13 protein-coding genes are annotated in these 15538 nt (G+C 74.9%); 4 read left to right on the forward strand and 9 right to left on the reverse strand.

Going from position 1 to position 15538, the window contains the following annotated elements:
• Positions 1 to 14: 14 nt before the first annotated feature.
• Genes O2W18_RS07855 through O2W18_RS07875 form a run of 5 tightly spaced genes read right to left on the reverse strand, consistent with a single transcriptional unit; the run spans position 15 to position 4929 of the window.
• Complete coding sequence (locus O2W18_RS07855) at positions 15 to 941, reverse strand: glycosyltransferase family 2 protein (RefSeq protein WP_269186991.1); 927 nt, start codon at positions 939 to 941, stop codon at positions 15 to 17.
• Positions 938 to 1795, reverse strand: a complete 858-nt coding sequence (locus O2W18_RS07860) for a glycosyltransferase family 2 protein (protein ID WP_269186992.1) — start codon at positions 1793 to 1795, stop codon at positions 938 to 940. Before O2W18_RS07860 ends, O2W18_RS07855 begins: the two co-directional genes overlap by 4 nt.
• 29 nt (positions 1796 to 1824) lie before the next feature.
• Positions 1825 to 2883, reverse strand: coding sequence for a prenyltransferase (locus tag O2W18_RS07865; protein ID WP_269186993.1), 1059 nt, complete (start codon positions 2881 to 2883; stop codon positions 1825 to 1827).
• The gene (locus O2W18_RS07870; protein ID WP_269186994.1) at positions 2876 to 3661 is read right to left on the reverse strand and encodes a class I SAM-dependent methyltransferase; all 786 of its coding nucleotides are present in this window, start codon (positions 3659 to 3661) and stop codon (positions 2876 to 2878) included. The genes O2W18_RS07865 and O2W18_RS07870 overlap by 8 nt, the downstream gene beginning before the upstream one ends.
• A complete protein-coding gene (locus O2W18_RS07875; protein WP_269186995.1) occupies positions 3655 to 4929 on the reverse strand; it encodes a glycosyltransferase family 4 protein in 1275 nt (424 codons plus the stop codon). Before O2W18_RS07875 ends, O2W18_RS07870 begins: the two co-directional genes overlap by 7 nt.
• A 64-nt stretch (positions 4930 to 4993) precedes the next feature.
• Between O2W18_RS07875 and O2W18_RS07880 the strand changes: the two genes are divergently transcribed.
• Positions 4994 to 5287: a Dabb family protein gene (locus O2W18_RS07880; protein WP_269186996.1), complete on the forward strand. Its 294-nt coding sequence runs from the start codon at positions 4994 to 4996 to the stop codon at positions 5285 to 5287.
• 152 nt (positions 5288 to 5439) lie between these two features.
• A complete protein-coding gene (locus tag O2W18_RS07885) occupies positions 5440 to 6534 on the forward strand; it encodes a DUF4192 domain-containing protein (protein WP_269186997.1) in 1095 nt (364 codons plus the stop codon).
• 23 nt (positions 6535 to 6557) lie between these two features.
• Here O2W18_RS07885 and O2W18_RS07890 read toward each other — a convergent pair whose 3' ends face one another.
• Together O2W18_RS07890 and O2W18_RS07895 are read right to left on the reverse strand one after the other, a co-directional pair.
• A complete protein-coding gene (locus O2W18_RS07890; protein WP_269186998.1) occupies positions 6558 to 8654 on the reverse strand; it encodes a S9 family peptidase in 2097 nt (698 codons plus the stop codon).
• A gap of 161 nt (positions 8655 to 8815) precedes the next feature.
• Positions 8816 to 9541 carry a metal-dependent transcriptional regulator gene (locus tag O2W18_RS07895; protein WP_269186999.1) on the reverse strand — a complete coding sequence of 242 codons (726 nt, stop codon included), beginning with the start codon at positions 9539 to 9541 and terminating at the stop codon, positions 8816 to 8818.
• Between the two features lie 192 nt (positions 9542 to 9733).
• On the opposite strand from O2W18_RS07895, the gene O2W18_RS07900 reads away from it, so the two are divergent.
• Positions 9734 to 10918: an acetoin utilization protein AcuC gene (locus O2W18_RS07900; protein WP_269187000.1), complete on the forward strand. Its 1185-nt coding sequence runs from the start codon at positions 9734 to 9736 to the stop codon at positions 10916 to 10918.
• Between the two features lie 66 nt (positions 10919 to 10984).
• Complete coding sequence (locus O2W18_RS07905; protein WP_269187001.1) at positions 10985 to 13681, forward strand: bifunctional acetate--CoA ligase family protein/GNAT family N-acetyltransferase; 2697 nt, start codon at positions 10985 to 10987, stop codon at positions 13679 to 13681.
• Positions 13682 to 13754: 73 nt separating this feature from the next.
• Here the strand turns inward: O2W18_RS07905 and sigB are convergent, their stop codons facing one another.
• Entirely contained in the window at positions 13755 to 14738 is a 984-nt protein-coding gene (gene sigB, locus O2W18_RS07910; RefSeq protein ID WP_269187002.1) for an RNA polymerase sigma factor SigB, read from the reverse strand.
• A gap of 247 nt (positions 14739 to 14985) precedes the next feature.
• Complete coding sequence (gene dtd, locus O2W18_RS07915) at positions 14986 to 15417, reverse strand: D-aminoacyl-tRNA deacylase (protein ID WP_269187003.1); 432 nt, start codon at positions 15415 to 15417, stop codon at positions 14986 to 14988.
• Between the last annotated feature and the right edge of the window lie 121 nt (positions 15418 to 15538).

The raw sequence follows: 15538 nt of genomic DNA on the forward strand, positions 1-15538 counted from the left end.
GGCCGGGCCGCCGCTCAGCTCACGTAGCGGCGGGCGGTGGAGCTGCGCTGAGCGTGCTCCAAGGCGGAGAACCGGGCCTCCGCGTGTGGGGGGAGCACCCGTCGCTCGCGCAGCACCCAGGGCAGGCCGCGGGCGGCGGCGAGCAGCCCCCGGGCGGTGACCCGATCGCGGGGGACGGTGCGCAGCAGGTGCACGGTGCGTCGCAGCGCGGGCCGGAACGGGCGGCGCAGCCACGTCGTCCACAGGGTGTTGCGGATGCCGTCCTGCCTCCGCTTGTGGGGGTCGCGCGCGGTGCTGGCCTGGTGGTGGATGGCGATCGTGGGCAGGTAGCAGAGCTCCCAGCCGGTCGCGGCGAGGTCGCCGGCCATCAGCTCCTCCTCCCCGCCCAGCCACAGCCGCTCGGAGAAGCCGCCGACCTCGGTGAACGCCTCCCGCCGCAGCACGCTGGCGCCGGCCAGGAAGCTGCCGAGCGCAGGCCCGGGCAGCCAGTCGGCGCCGATGACCGGGGAGTCGCGCAGCTCGGCGACGATCGGGTCCTCGACGCCGCCGGGTTCGACCAGGATGCGGGCGGTGACGACGGCCAGCCTGGGGTGGGCGTCGAGCGCGTCGGCGGCGGTGCGCAGCGAACCCGGGTCCCACCAGGTGTCGTCGTCGCAGAAGGCGACGTACGGGGTGTCCAGCCGGGCCACCCCCAGGTTGCGGCCGACCGCTCCCAGGTTCTCCGGGCTGGCGATCAGCTCGACCCAGGAGTGCTGGGCGCGGACCGCCTCGGCGGTGCCGTCGGTGGAGCCGTTGTCCACGACGACCACCTGGGGCTGCTCGGGCAGCTCACGCAGCCGGGACAGCGCCAGCAGCAGCTCCTCCCGGCGGTCGTGGGTGATGACGACGACGGCGACGCGGGGGTCGCGGCCACCGGCCCCGGCTGTGGATCCGCTGGTCATGCCGCCAGCTCCCGGACCCCGGCCATCACGTGCCGCGGAAGCACCCGCCGGTTGCGCAGGGCGGCCGGGACCCGGGGGACCGCCCCGGCGAGTCCTCGCCAGCCCGGGCGCCCGGCGCGCACCACCCGGACCAGCTGGCCGGCGACGTCGCGCAGCGGGTAGCGCATGAGCGCGGTGAGCACCCGGCTGCGCCAGATGCCCGCCTGCCGGGCGCTGCTGGCCTCCCGGTGGGTGGAGGGGTGGTGGTGCACGGTGACCTCGTCGACGTAGGCCAGGCCCCAGCCGGCCGCCGCCAGGTCCAGCGCCAGCCGCTCCTCCTCGCCGGGGAAGCGCACGACCCGGTCGAAGCCGCCGACGGCGGTGAACGCCTCGGTGCGCACCAGGGCGGCGCAGGCGACGAACCCGAGCAGCGACGGGCCCGGCAGGTCGGGCTCGGTGCCGAGCGGGCTGTCGGCCATCTCGGTGCAGACCGGGTCGAGCTCCTCGGCGGAGCCCACCAGGATCCGGGCGGCGAGCAGCCCCAGCCGCGGGTGCGCGCGCATGATCTCGACCCCGCGCGCCAGGTCCCCCGGCGCCCACCAGGAGTCGTCGTCGGTGAAGGCGACGAACGGCGTCCCGGCGCGGGCGACGCCGAGGGTGCGGGCGACGGCGCCGGTGTTGCGCTCCAGGGGGACGACGGTGACCTCCGGGTGTGCAGCCCGGACCGCGGCCACCGTGTCGTCGGTGGAGGCGTTGTCGACCAGCACCACCGGGGCCTCGTGTCGGGGGAGGCTGGCCAGCAGGTCGTCGCGGCGGTTGCGGCTGGCCACCACGCAGGTCACCGCGGAGGCATCGCTGCTGAGGTCTGTGGGCACCTGGTGATCGTGCCCGACCGGGCGGGGTGTCAACCCAGCGCCTCCGTCACAGACCGGTCGAGCCCGGCCGGGTCGGCGAACAGCGCGGCGGCCGGGCCGGTGCCGGCGATGGCGTCCGCAGCCAGCACCACGGCCGCCGCCGTCCAGGTGGTGCGCTCGACCGGCCAGCGGGCGTCGTCGGCGTACACCAGGCCGGTCCAGTACGAGCCGTCCTCGGCCCGCAGGTGCTGCATGGCGGCCAGCTGCTCGATCGCGTCATCCGGCCGGCCGGCCGCGGCGAGAGCGAGCGCCAGCTCGCAGGTCTCCGCGCCGGTCACCCACGGCCGGTCGGCGACGCACCGCACCCCCAGCCCGGGGACGACGAAGGTGTCCCAGCCCGCGGCCAGCCGCGCCTCGGCCGCCGCGCCGGTGAGCGCACCGGCCAGCACCGGGTAGTACCAGTCCATCGAGTACCGCGACCGGTCGGCGAACGCCTCGGGCCGGTCCCGCAGCGCCCGGCCGAGATCGGCGGCGGCCAGCTCCCAGTCCGGCTGAGCCGAACCGACCAGGTCGGCCAGGGCGATCCCGGCACGCAGCGCCTGGAACAGGCTCGCATTCCCGGTGAGGAGCGCCGTGTCGTCGGGTGTGCCGTCCGGGCGCAGCGCCCAGCCGATCGCCCCGCCGGCCAGCTGCATCCTCGTCACGAGGTCCAGCGCCCGGCGCACCGTGGGCCACAGCCGGTCGACCAGCCCGGCATCGCCGGTGCTCAGCCAGGAGTGCCAGAGGCCCACGGCGAGGTAGCCGGCGTGGTTGCTCTCCGCCCCCGGGGCCGTGGCGATGCCGTCCCGGTACTCCGTGGCCCAGGAGCCGTCGGCGCGCTGCCGCGCGGCCAGCCAGGCGTAGGCGGCGACCGCCCGGTCGTGCTCCCCGCCGACGTCCAGCGCCATGGCCGCCTCCACCGAGTCCCAGGCGTCCAGCTGGCCACCGCGGAACCAGGGCAGGGCGCCGTCCGTGGCCTGCTCGGCGGCGATCGCCGCGACGGTCCGGCGCACCTGGTCGGCGGTGAGCACGCCGGGGACCTCGGGCAGCGCCGGTGGGGCCTCAGGCACTCGCGAGCGTTCCGTCGGCGGCGGCCGTCCCCGCGGCGACCCCACCTGCGGCCGTCTCGCCGACGGTGGGCGCCGGCTTGTCGGCGTAGAGGACCAGGCTCTTGCCGAGCAGCGGGTCCAGCAGCCGCTCGGCGGTGCGGGTCAGCCAGGGGCGGTGCACCAGGTCCCAGACCAGCAGCCGGTGGTAGGCGCGGACGAGCGCGGTGTCCCGATCGACCCCGACCGCGCACTTGAGCCACCAGTACGGGGCGTGCAGGGCGTGGGCGTGGTGGGTGTCGGTCGGTCGCAGTCCGGCCGCGGCGAGCCGTTCCCACAACTGGTCACCCCGGTAGATGCGGATGTGGCCGCCCTCGTTGGCGTGGTAGCTGTCCGACAGCGCCCAGCAGATCCGCTCGGGGCCGTACCGGGGCACGGTGACCGCCGCCCGGCCGCCGGGCTTGAGCACCCGGGCGATCTCGGCCAGGGCGGTGCGGTCGTCGACGATGTGCTCGAGCACCTCCGAGGCGATCACCCGGTCGACGCTCGCATCGGGCACCGGCAGGGCACGGAGGTCGCCGCGGGCCACCCCGGCCGACGCACCCGCCGGGGCCTCGCCGGCGGCGGCGATCGCACCCAGCCACTCGGCGGTGGTGGCCACCTCCTGCTGCCCCCAGTCGACCGCGAGCACCGAGGCCCCTCGCCGGTAGGCCTCGAACGCGTGCCGGCCCTCGCCGCACCCCAGGTCCAGGACCCGCATGCCGGGCCGGACGTCGAGCAGGTCGTAGTCGACGGTCAGCACCGACCGCTCCCCGGGGTCTCGGTGGCCGCCCGTCGCTCCAGCACCTCGCCGTACCACTCGGCCGTGCGCTCGGCAGTGCGTCGCCAGGTGTAGGAGCCGAGCACCCGGGCCCGCCCCGCCCGGCCCAGCTGGTCCCGCAGCGACGGGTGGTCCAGGACCAGCCGCAGCGCCTCTGCCAGGCGGCCGACGTCGCCCGCGGGCACCTGCACCCCGGCCTGCGAGCCGACGACCTCCGGCAGCGCGCCCCCGTCGGTCGTGACCAGCGGCGTGCCGCAGGCCATCGCCTCCACCGCCGGCAGCGAGAACCCCTCGTACAGCGACGGGACGGCGACCACGGTGGCGGTCTGCAGCAGCCGGACCAGCTCCTCGGTCGGGATCGAGCCGGTGAAGTGGACGGCGTCGGCAAGGCTCAGCCGGTCCAGCGCCTCGGCCGCGGGACCGCCGGGCCGGGCCGTGCCGACCACGGTGAGGCGCACGTCCTGTTCCGTGCGCAGCTTGGCCAGCGCCTCCAGCAGGTGGACCAGGCCCTTCAGCGGGACGTCGGCGCTGGTCGTCACCACGATCCGGGCCGTCTCCCGGGCGGTCGGCTCCGCCGGCGGCCGGAACACCTCCGGGTCGATGCCGACCGGGATGACCTCGACGCCGGCAGCCGGGACCCCCATGTGCCGGGTGATGTCCCAACGGGAGCTGTCGGAGACGGTGGTCAGGCCGTCGAGCCGCTGCGCGACCCGGGCCTGCATGGCGGTGAAGCCGTACCAACGACGCAGCGTCAGCCGACGGCGCAGCCCGGTCGCCGCGGCGAGCTCGAGGTCGCGGTCGATGGCGACCGGGTGGTGCACCGTGGCGACGGTGGGCAGCCCCCGGCGGCGCAGCTGGAGCAGCCCGTAGCCCAGCGACTGGTTGTCGTGGACGAGGTCGAACTCCGTGGCGCGGCGTCCCAGGAGCCGCGCGGCACGGAGGCTGAAGGTCAGCGGCTCGGGGAAACCCGCCGTGCACATGGTCAGCCACTCGGCCGCGTCGATCGGGCTGGTGAACTCGCTGGGCCGGGGCGTCCGGAAGGGGTCGGGTTCCCGGTAGAGGTCCAGGCTGGGCACCCGGGTGAGCGGCACGCCGTCGGCCAGCTCGGGGTAGGGCTGCCCGCTGAGCACCTCGACCCGGTGCCCGAGCTCGCGCAGCTCCCGGGACAGGGCCCGGACGTACACGCCCTGGCCGCCGCTGTGCGGCTTGCTGCGGTAGGACAGCAGTGCAACCCGCAACGACCGTCCCATGACCGGACTCTAACGAGCGCCCCTGGGCTGGCCGCTGCCCGGACCGGCCTGGCAGGGTGCGCTCATGCTGCGCCACGTCGTGCTGTTCACCTGGACCGAGGACACCTCTCCGCAGACCCGGGAGGCGACCTTGGCCGCCCTGCGCCGCCTGCCGCAGGAGGTCGGCGGCATGACGTCGTTCGCCGTGGGCCCGGACGCCGGGCTGGTCGAGGGCAACGCCCACGCCGCCCTGGTGGCCGACTTCCCCGACGTCGAGGCCTTCCGCGCGTACGCCGCCGACCCCCGGCACCTCGCGGTCATCGCCGAGCACGTGAAGCCGAACCTGGCCAGCCGGTCGGCGGTCCAGTACGAGGTCTGAGGCCTGCGGGGGAGCCGTCCGGGTGCGCTGCATGCCCGGACGGTGCCGCGGACGGGGTACGCCCTGCCGGTCGCCGTCCACAGCGACCACCGTCGTCCACAACCTCGGTCGCGCGGGCCTCGACCGGGGCCGGGCCCTCCAGGGTCGAGCCCATGGCCGACCCCCAGCAGCCCCTGACCGTCCGCCTCTCCGAGCCCGGGGAGGTGGTCGCGGCGCTGCCGCACCTGCTCGGCTTCCGGCCGCGTGAGTCGCTCGTCCTGGTGAGCCTGCGCGGGCCGCGGGGCAGGCGACTGGGGCTCACCGCCCGGGTCGACCTGCCGCCGTCCGAGCACCGCAGGCAGGTCGTCTCCGGCCTGGTGCGCTCGCTGCTCACCGACGGGCCGAGTGCGGCGTTGCTGGTGGTCGTCTCCGAGGCCGCGGACGAGCCCGCCGTGCCGGTCGGCGCGCCCGACGACCCACCCCGGGGCGCCGCGCAGCTGGACCTGGCCCACCGGGACCTCGCACACGAGGTGGTGCTCGCGCTGGACGCCGTGGGCGTGCCGCTCCGGGAGGCGCTCCTGGTCCGCCGGGACCGCTGGTGGTCCTACGACTGCGCGGCCGCGTGCTGCGCACCGGAGGCGGGCACCCCGCTGCCGGCCGGGACGAGTGAGCTGGCCGCGGCGAGCGTGGTCGACGGGCAGGTGGTGGAGGACGAACGCGCCGCGCTCGCCCGGCGGATCGCCCCGGTCGGCTTCCTGGCGGCCGAGGCGATGGCCCGGGCCTGCGACGAGGTGGGCGACGCGCTGGCCCGGCGCACGGCGGAGCTGGGCTGGGACGTCCTGGTCGAGGAGGGCTGGGCGGCGGTGCAGGCGGCGGTCGAGGCGGCCGGCCCCGAGGCAGGGGGTGGGCGGCTGCCCGACCGGGAGGTGGCCCGGCTGGCGTGGGGCCTGCGGGACCACGACCTGCGGGACCGGGCCCTCACCCTCGCGCTGGGGGAGTCGGCGGCCGCCGCCGAGGTGGTGTGGACCGAGCTGACCCGTCGGTCACCGGCGCCGCTGGACGCGGCGCCGGCGACCCTGCTGGCGGTCAGCGCGTGGGTGCGCGGGGACGGGGCGCTGGCGAACGTCGCGCTGGAGCGAGCCCTGCGCAGCGAGCCCAGCTACACCTTCGCCGGGCTGCTGCGCTCGGCCCTGGACTCCTGCCTGACCCCGACGGAGATGCGCCGGCTGATCCGGCAGGCGACCGGCCCGCTCGACGCCCGCTGGTGAACGCGGCGGACAGGGCGACGGTCTCAGACCAGCTCGGGGCGCCGCCACTCCTCGCCCAGCACGTGCTCGGCCAGGAACGCCAGCACGGTGTCGTACCAGACGGCCGCGTTCCCCGGCGTGAGCACCCAGTGGTTCTCGTCCGGGAAGTACAGGAACTTCGACGGGACCCCGCGCTTCTGCAGGTCGTACCAGAGTCGCAGCCCCTCGCCGATCGGCACCCGGTAGTCCTTGTCGCCGTGGATGACCAGCATCGGCGTCCGGATCGCGTCGGCGTAGCGGTGCGGGGAGTTCTGGTCGTACCGCTTCGGCTCGGTGAGCGGGTCGCCGAACTCCTTCTCCCAGTAGTACGAGGCGTCGGTCGCCCCCATGAACGCGTCGAGATGCCACAGGCTGGCGTGGGTGACGATCGCCCGGAAGCGGTCGGTCTGGGTGGCGATCCAGTTGGCCATGTAGCCGCCGAACGAGCCGCCCATCGCCGCCGTCCGGGTCTCGTCGACCTCCGGGAGAGCCTCCGCGGCGTCCACCGCCGCCATCAGGTCGGTGTAGGGGGCGTCGCCCCACTCGCCCCAGCCGCGGCGGACGAAGTCCTGGCCGAACCCCTGCGACAGCGCCGGGTTGGGCAGCAGCACGGCGTACCCCCGGGCGGCCAGCACCCACGGCGTCCAGCGCCAGGACCAGGAGTTCCAGCTCATCAGCGGGCCGCCGTGCACCCACAGCACCAGCGGCGCCGGGCTCGCTGCGTCGGCGCCCTCGGGGAGCACCAGCCAGGACTGGACCCGGGTGCCGTCGGAGGCGGTGGCGTCCAGTTCGCGCAGCGTCCCGGGGAGGCTGCTGATCGTGCCGGGGTTGGGCAACGCAGCCGGGTCCTGCCCGGGCGCCTGCGGGTCCAGCCGCACCGGCACCGGCGGGGTGTCGTAGCCGGAGCGCAGCGCGTACAGCGCGCTGCCGTCCCGGGCGACCTGCAGGTCGCTGTAGGCGCCCTGGTCGGTCAGCCGCACAGGGGCCTTCCCCTCTGGCGCGTTGCCGTGCAGCGCCACCCGGAAGACCGCGTGCCGGCCGTCGTCGTCCGCCAGGAAGTACACGGCCGTGCCGTCGGCGGAGAACTGCGGCGCGCTCGGCCAGCGGTCGAACCCGGAGGTCAGCTCGCGCGTCTCGGCGGTGGCGACGTCGACCAGCAGCAGCGTGTGGTCCGGCGGTTCGGCGTACGTCGAGGCGGACTCCCGTGCGCAGACGACCCGCCCGGAGTCGGGGGAGAACCGGGCGGCGGAGACGTCGGCCTGCGGGTCGTCGACCAGGACCCGGGTCTCCCCGGTCGCCACCTCGATGAGGAGCAGCCGCGACCGCCGTCCGGCCGGGCCGTCGGGCACCTCCTCGCTGCGCGCCACGAACCGGCCGTCGGGGGAGACGGCCAGGTCGGTGCCCGAGCCCAGCGGCGGGCCCGCGTCCGGGGTCAGGTCCCGCCACTGCGGCGTGGTCGCCGACGTGCCGGCGACGCCCTCCGCCGGCAGTGCGCCGATCCAGAACAGGCGCGGCACCGCAGGGCCCAGGTCGTGGTCCCAGTAGCGCACCGGGTAGCTCTCGTGCAGCAGTGCGCTGACCCCGGCGTCCTTGCGCCGGGTGCGGAGCTCCTCGTCTTCCCCGGCGTCCGCGGCGCCGGGCATCGTGCTGGCGACGACCACCACCTCGCCGGTGTCCGCGGCCACGGCGACGCCGGACACGCCGGAGCTCCGCTTCAGCACCAGCCGGGCTTCGCCGCCGTCGGCCGGCAGCGCCCACAGCGCCGGTTTCGGGTCGCCGCCGCCCTCGGTCGTGGCCGGGTCGGGCCGGGCGGAGGTGAACAGCAGGTCGCCGGCGGGGGTGAACACCGGGGCGGACTCGCCAGTGGCACCGCGGGTCAGCCGGCGGGCGTCCCGCTGTCCGGCCGGGTCGACCTCCCACAGCGCGGACTGCCACTTCTTGCCCTCGGCGTCCAGCGTGGCCACCGAGGTCACCAGCCGGCGGCCGTCGGGGGAGAGGGCCAGGCCGCTGAGCCGGGGGAGGGCGATGAAGTCCGCGATCCGGTGGAACGGGCTGGGCGGGGTGTCGTCGCTCTGCTCGACGGGAGCTGCGGTGTCGCTCACCGGGGCCTTCTCTCTGCGCGTCCGGAAGGGGCGCACCGCAGCCTAGTGAGCTGCCTGCGCGAGGTCATGAGCCCGGCAAAGGACCCGTGCCGTGCCCGGGACGACGAGAGCCGCGACCCCGGGAAGGGGGCGCGGCTCTCGTGCGCGGTCGGGCAGTGAGGTCAGACGCCGGCGGTGGCCTCGGTGACCTCGGCTGCCTCGGCCGGGGACAGCTCCTCCTCGACCGCGCTGACGAACACGTGCTGGGCGACACCGGGCTGCAGGGCGACCCCGTCGACCAGCACGGTCCCGTTGGTCACCGTGGCGGTGACCATCGAGCCTGGCCGCACCCCCTGGTCGGCCAGCGAGCGCAGCAGCGGGGCGTCCTCCTGCAACTGCTCGCTGATCCGCCGGACGACGACCTGCCGGCCCTCGGGGGTCGCGCTCGTCGAGAGCAGGGTCAGCGCGTCCAGGACCGCCGAGGTGTCGCCTCCCAGGGCGTCCAGGCCGGGGATCGGGTTGCCGAACGGCGAGACCGTGGGGTTGCCGAGCAGGCTGAGCAGCTTGCGTTCCACCGCCTCGCTCATCACGTGCTCCCAGCGGCAGGCCTCCTCGTGGACGTCGGCGTAGTCGAGGCCGATGACGTCCACGAGCAGGCACTCGGCCAGCCGGTGCTTGCGCATCACGGCCGTGGCCAGCTCACGGCCTTCGTCGGAGAGCTGGAGGTGCCGGTCGCCCTGGACCGAGAGGAGCCCGTCCCGCTCCATCCGGGCCACCGTCTGGCTCACGGTCGGTCCGCTCTGGTGCAGGCGCTCGGCGATCCGGGCCCGCAGCGGGACGATCCCCTCTTCCTCCAGCTCGAAGATGGTCCGGAGGTACATCTCCGTGGTGTCGATGAGGTCGTTCACGTCCACTCCTCCGTCAGGTTCGACCGATCTTACGAGGCCGGAGCCACTCGGCGGGTGATCTCCACCGGGACGGGTCCGGCGAGCGCGCTGCCCGGGCCCCAGCGGTAGCGTCGGGCCGATGACGGAGCTGGCCCGCTCGACGAGGAGCACCGCAGCGCAGCGCCCCGGCCGGGCGCACCCGGAGGCGCGTCCGTGAGCGACGCCGTGACCGTGGTCTGGGACGACGCCCTGCTCGGCTACACCATGGGCGGCGACCACCCCATGCACCCGGTGCGGCTGGACCTGACCATGCGGCTGGCCGACTCCCTCGGCGTCCTCGCCTCCCCGCGGATCGAGGTGGTGCAGCCGAAGCCGGCCGGTCCGGAGCTGCTCACCCTCGTGCACGACCCGGCTTACCTGGAGGCCGTCCGCCGTGCCCCGGAGGACCCGTACGGCGCCGGCCATGGTCTGGGCACCCCGGACAACCCGGTGTTCCCCGGCATGTACGAGGCGGCGGCCCTGATCACCGGCGGCAGCGTGCTCGCCGCCGAGCTGGTCTCCAGCGGCCGGGCCCAGCACGCGGTCAACATCGCCGGGGGGCTCCACCACGCCATGCGCGGCCAGGCCTCGGGCTTCTGCGTCTTCAACGACGCCGCGGTGGCGATCGCCTGGCTGCTGGGTCAGGGCTGGGAGCGGATCGCCTACGTCGACCTGGACGTGCACCACGGCGACGGCGTCCAGGCCGCCTTCTACGACGACCCCCGGGTGCTCACCGTCAGCGTCCACCAGACCCCACTCACGATCTTCCCGGGCACCGGCTTCCCCGAGGAGACCGGCGACCCGAAGAAGGCGCTGGGCAGTGCGGTGAACCTGGCGCTGCCCAACGGCACCGACGACTCGGGGTGGCTGCGCGCGTTCACCGCCGTGGTGCCCAGCGTGGTCCGGGCCTTCCAGCCGCAGATCCTGATCACCCAGTGCGGCTGCGACGCCCACCACGAGGACCCGCTGGCCGACCTCGGGCTCACCGTCGACGGGCAACGGGCCTCCTACCGCGCCGTGCACGACCTGGCGCACGAGGTCTGCGACGGCCGGTGGATCGCCCTGGGCGGCGGGGGCTACGGGCTGGTGCGTTGCGTGCCGCGGGCCTGGACCCACCTCCTCGCCGAGGCCGGCGGCGACCGGCTGGCGCCGGACACCGAGATCCCGCAGAGCTGGCAGGACGACGTCCGGCGACGGGGCCTGCGCACGCCGCCCCCGGGCTCGATGACCGAGGGCGGCTACGTCGGGTTCCACCGCTGGGACCCGTTCACCGAGAACCGGGTCGATCGTGCCGTCCTGCGCACCCGCACCGCCTCGTTCCCCTACTTCGGACTGGACCCGGACGACCCCCGTGATTAAGGACCATCCAGCCCCCCACCACTCGCGAGCTCGTGGCGGGCCCCTGCTGGACGGCCGGGAGGACCAGTGACCGCCGGTGAGGAACTGACCGTGCCGCCGCCCCCGCCCCCGCACTGGGAGGCCGACGTGGTGGCCGCCGACGGCGGCACCGTCCACCTGCGCCCGATCACCCCCGAGGACGCCGACGGGATCGTCGGGCTGATGGACCGCAGCTCCGACCAGACCCGCTACTACCGGTTCTTCGGGCCGATGCGGCGGCTGTCGGACAAGGACCTGCACCGCTTCACCCACGTCGACCACGACGCCCGGGTGGCGTTCGTGGTGCTGTTGGGCGACCGCCTGATCGGCGTCGGCCGGTACGACCGCTACCCCGGCACCGACGACGCAGAGGTGGCCTTCCTGATCGAGGACGCCCACCAGCGGCGCGGGTTGGGGTCGGTGCTGCTGGAACACCTGGCCGCCGCCGCCCGGGAGCGGGGGATCAAGCGGTTCGTGGCCGAGGTGCTCAGCCAGAACAGCCAGATGGTGCGGGTCTTCCTCGATGCCGGGTACTCGGCCAAGCGGTCCTACGAGGACGGCGTGGTGCACCTGACCTTCCCGATCGCGCCCACCGAGCAGTCCCTGGCCGTGGCGCACGAGCGGGAGCAGCGCAGCGAGTCCCGGTCCATCGGCCGGCTGCTCAACCCCGGCTCGGTGGCCGTCGTGGGCGCCAGCAACGACCCGGCCAAGGTCGGCCACGCGGTGCTGCACAACCTGCTCGAGTACGGGTTCGACGGGCCGATCTACCCGGTGAACCCGGCGGTTCGGCACGTCCGCGGCGTGCCGGCGCACGCCTCCATCGAGGCCATCCCCGACGATGTCGACCTCGCCGTCCTGGCCGTGCCCGCCGACGAGGTGGCCGCGGTCGTCGAGGCCTGCCGGCGCAAGAACGTGCGCGGGCTGGTGGTCATCTCCGGTGGCTTCGGGGAGACCGGGCCCGAAGGGCGGGCCGCCGAACGGGCCCTGGTGGCCTCGGCCCGGGCGTCCGGGATGCGGGTGGTCGGCCCCAACTGCCTGGGCATCGTGAACACCGACCCGGCCGTGCGGCTCAACGCCAGCCTGGCCCCTGACGTGCCCGGCCGGGGGCGGGTGGGCTTCTTCGCCCAGTCCGGGGCGCTCGGCGTCGCGCTGCTGGAGCGGGCCCGCGCCAGGGGGATCGGGCTGTCCAGCTTCGTCTCCGCGGGCAACCGGGCCGACGTCAGCGGCAACGACATGCTCCAGTACTGGGCCAGCGACCCCGGCACCGAGGTCGTGCTGCTGCACCTGGAGAGCTTCGGCAACCCCCGCAAGTTCGCCCGGCTCGCGCGCGGGGTCGGCCGCACCAAGCCGGTGGTGGCCGTCAAGAGCGGCCGGCACGTGAGCATGACCGCCGGGCTGGCCGGCACCAGCGTCGCCGTCCCCGAGCAGTCGGTGGCCGCGCTGTTCGCCTCCGCCGGGGTGATCCGGGTCGAGACGCTGGCCCAGCTCTTCGACGTCGGGACCCTGCTCGCGCACCAGCCGCTGCCGGCCGGTGAACGGGTGGCCATCGTCGGCAACTCCACCGCCATGGGAGTGCTCGTCGCCGACGCCGTCCTGGAGCAGGGGCTGGAGCTGGCCCACGAGCGGCCGGTCGACATCGGCACCCAGGCCGCGCCGGAGGACTTCCGCGCCGCGCTGCAGGCCGCGCTGGACGACGAGGGCGTGGACTCGGTCGTCGCGGTCTTCCTGCCGCCGCTGCTGCAGGGGGAGCAGCCCTTCGGCCGGGTGCTCCGCGAGGTCTCCCGCACGGCGGAGAAGCCGCTGGTGGCCAACTTCCTGTCCACCGAGGGGATCCCCGCCGAGCTGGTCGTCCGGGACGAGCACGGCATGCCCGGCCGCGGCTCGGTGCCGTCGTTCTCCACCCCGGAACGCGCCGTCATGGCGCTGGCCAAGATCAGCGAGTACGCCCGCTGGCGGCGGCGCCCTCTCGGCGTCGTGCCGGAGCTGGGCGGCATCGACGAGGGCGCCGCCCGGGAGGTGGTCGAGTCCACGCTCGCCGCGGCGCCGGAGGGCCGTGCCCTCTCCGACGAGGAGACGATGGCGCTGCTGGGCGCCTACGGCGTGCCGATGCTCGGGACCCGCCGGGTCGAGGACGCCGAGGCAGCCGTCGCCGCCGCCGAGGAGATCGGCTACCCCGTCGTGCTGAAGTCGACGGCACCGTGGCTGCGGGACCGCCGGGACCTCGGCGGCATGCGGTTCGACCTGGCCGACGCCGAGGACGTGCGCAGCGCGTTCGCCGCCATCCCGGCCGGCGACCCGGTCATCGTCCAGGAGCAGTCGGCGCCGGGGGTGGCCACCGTGGTGGACATCGTCGATGACCCGTCCTTCGGCGCACTGGTGAGCTTCGGGGTGGGCGGCGTCGCCACCGACCTGCTCGGCGACCGGGCCTACCGCACCCTGCCGCTGACCGACCTGGACGCCGCCGAGCTGGTCCGCGAGCCCCGGGCCTGGCCGCTGCTGAACGGCTACCGGGGGAGCGCCCCGGTCGACACCGCTGCGCTGGAGGACCTGCTGCTGCGGGTCGCCCGGCTCGGCGACGACCTTCCCGAGGTGCTGTCCCTGACCCTGGAGCCGGTGATCGTCGGCCCCGCGGACGCCTGGCACGGCGGCCGGTCGCTGGTGGTCGCCGGCGCCACGGTCCGGATCGGCCGGCCGCCGGCACGCATCGACGCCGGCCCCCGCCGCATGTTCCGTCCCGGCGTGTGAGGCCCCGGGCATGTGACGACGAGAGCCCGCCACCCCGATGGGGTGGCGGGCTCTCAGCCGTTCGGTCGGGACGTCAGCCGAGGTAGTCCCGGAGGGCGTCGGCGCGCTGGGGGGCGCGCAGCTTGGTCATCGTCTCGCGCTCGATCTGACGCACCCGCTCGCGGGAGAGACCGAACCGCTTGCCGATCTGCTCCAGCGTCCGCGGCTGCTCGCCGTCCAGGCCGAACCGCATGATGACGACGTCCCGCTCGCGGTCCTCCAGGGTCTGCAGGACGTTGCGCACGTCGCCCTTCATCATCTGGAAGGCCACGGCGTCCTCGGCCACGGCGGCATCGGCGTCCTCGATGAAGTCACCGAGCCGGGACTCCTCGTCGGCGCCGACGGTCTGGTCGAGGGAGACCAGGTCGCGGGAGTACTCCAGCAGCTCGGTGATCCGCTCGGGCGTCAGGTCGAGCTCGAGGCCGAGCTCCTCGGCGGTGGGCTCCCGCTCCAGCTCCTGGTGGATCCGGCGGCGGGTGCGCACGACCTTGTTGACCTGCTCGGCCAGGTGGACGGGCAGCCGGATCGTCCGACCGGAGTCGGCCATGGCCCGGGTGATGGCCTGGCGGATCCACCACGTGGCGTAGGTCGAGAACTTGAAGCCCTTGGTGTAGTCGAACTTCTCGACGGCCCGGATCAGCCCGACGTTGCCCTCCTGGATCAGGTCCAGGAACGTCATGCCGTGGCCGGTGTAGCGCTTGGCCACCGAGACGACCAGGCGCAGGTTCGCCTCGAGCAGGTGGGCCTTGGCCGACTTGCCGTCCGCGGCCAGCAGCTTGTAGTCACGCTTGAGCGCGGGCGTCAGCTGCCGCTCGGTCAGCAGGCGGTCGGCGTAAAGGCCGGCCTCGATCCGCTTGGCCAGCTCGACCTCCTGCTCGGCGGTCAGCAGCGCGGTCTTGCCGATGGTGTTGAGGTAGACGCGCACCAGGTCCGTCGACACCAGGCCGCTGGTGTCCGGGGCACGGCGCGGGGAGCGCACCTCGAGGGTGTCGGTGGGGGAGGACTGCAGCACGGTCACGATGAGTCTTCGTCCTTGCTTCGGGGTCCGGATGCGCCGCGTCGTCGATGTGCGGTGCACCCCGGTCGAGGTCGGAGCGTCGGCCCGGGGTCACCGGGTGGCTCTCCAGCCGTTCTGTCCGTGTGGTACATCGTGTGCAACGGACCCGGGTGGGTCGGTGTTCCGAGGCGGACCAACTCACAGGGAACGTCCAGGTGGGGCGCTCCGCGAGCGGGTGACGACGCAGTCGTACCCGCCGAGGCCGGGGCTAGACGTCCAACTGCAAGGTCATCGGGCCCTCGTTCACCGAGGCGACCGCCATCCGCGCCCCGAACCGCCCGGTGGCGACCTCAGTGCCGCGCCGGCGCAGGTCGGCCACGACCTCCTCCACCAGCGGCTCGGCCAGCTCGCCCGGGGCGGCGTCCGCCCAGGACGGACGGCGGCCCTTGCGGGTGTCGGCGTAGAGGGTGAACTGGCTGACCACGAGCACCGGCAGGCCCAGGTCGCCCACCGAGCGTGCTCCGTCGTCGGTGGGGAACACCCGGAGCTCGTACAACTTCCTGGCCAGTGCCCGTGCCCGGTCGGCGCCGTCGTCCCGACCGACCCCGACCAGGGCCAACAGGCCTGTGCCGATGGCGCCGACGACCTCGCCGTCCACCGTCACCGACGCCTGGCTGACCCGGGTCACCACCGCACGCACGGCACGATCCTGACCGACGGCCCGCCCCGACCGGGGCGGGGGTGTGCCGAGCGTCGGCTGGGCTGCCGGGGGCGCGTGCCCCACACTCCTTGCGGCCCGGAGCGCCGGCACCCGTGCGCGG

This window comes from Modestobacter sp. VKM Ac-2983, assembly GCF_026967885.1.
Lineage (GTDB): Bacteria > Actinomycetota > Actinomycetes > Mycobacteriales > Geodermatophilaceae > Modestobacter.

Bases quoted from the DNA above. Each gene is read 5' to 3' on its own strand.
- O2W18_RS07855 (WP_269186991.1), bottom strand. From the start codon at position 941: ATGACCAGCGGATCCACAGCCGGGGCCGGTGGCCGCGACCCCCGCGTC.
- O2W18_RS07875 (WP_269186995.1), bottom strand. From the start codon at position 4,929: ATGGGACGGTCGTTGCGGGTTGCACTGCTGTCCTACCGCAGCAAGCCG.
- O2W18_RS07880 (WP_269186996.1), top strand. From the start codon at position 4,994: ATGCTGCGCCACGTCGTGCTGTTCACCTGGACCGAGGACACCTCTCCG.
- O2W18_RS07885 (WP_269186997.1), top strand. From the start codon at position 5,440: ATGGCCGACCCCCAGCAGCCCCTGACCGTCCGCCTCTCCGAGCCCGGG.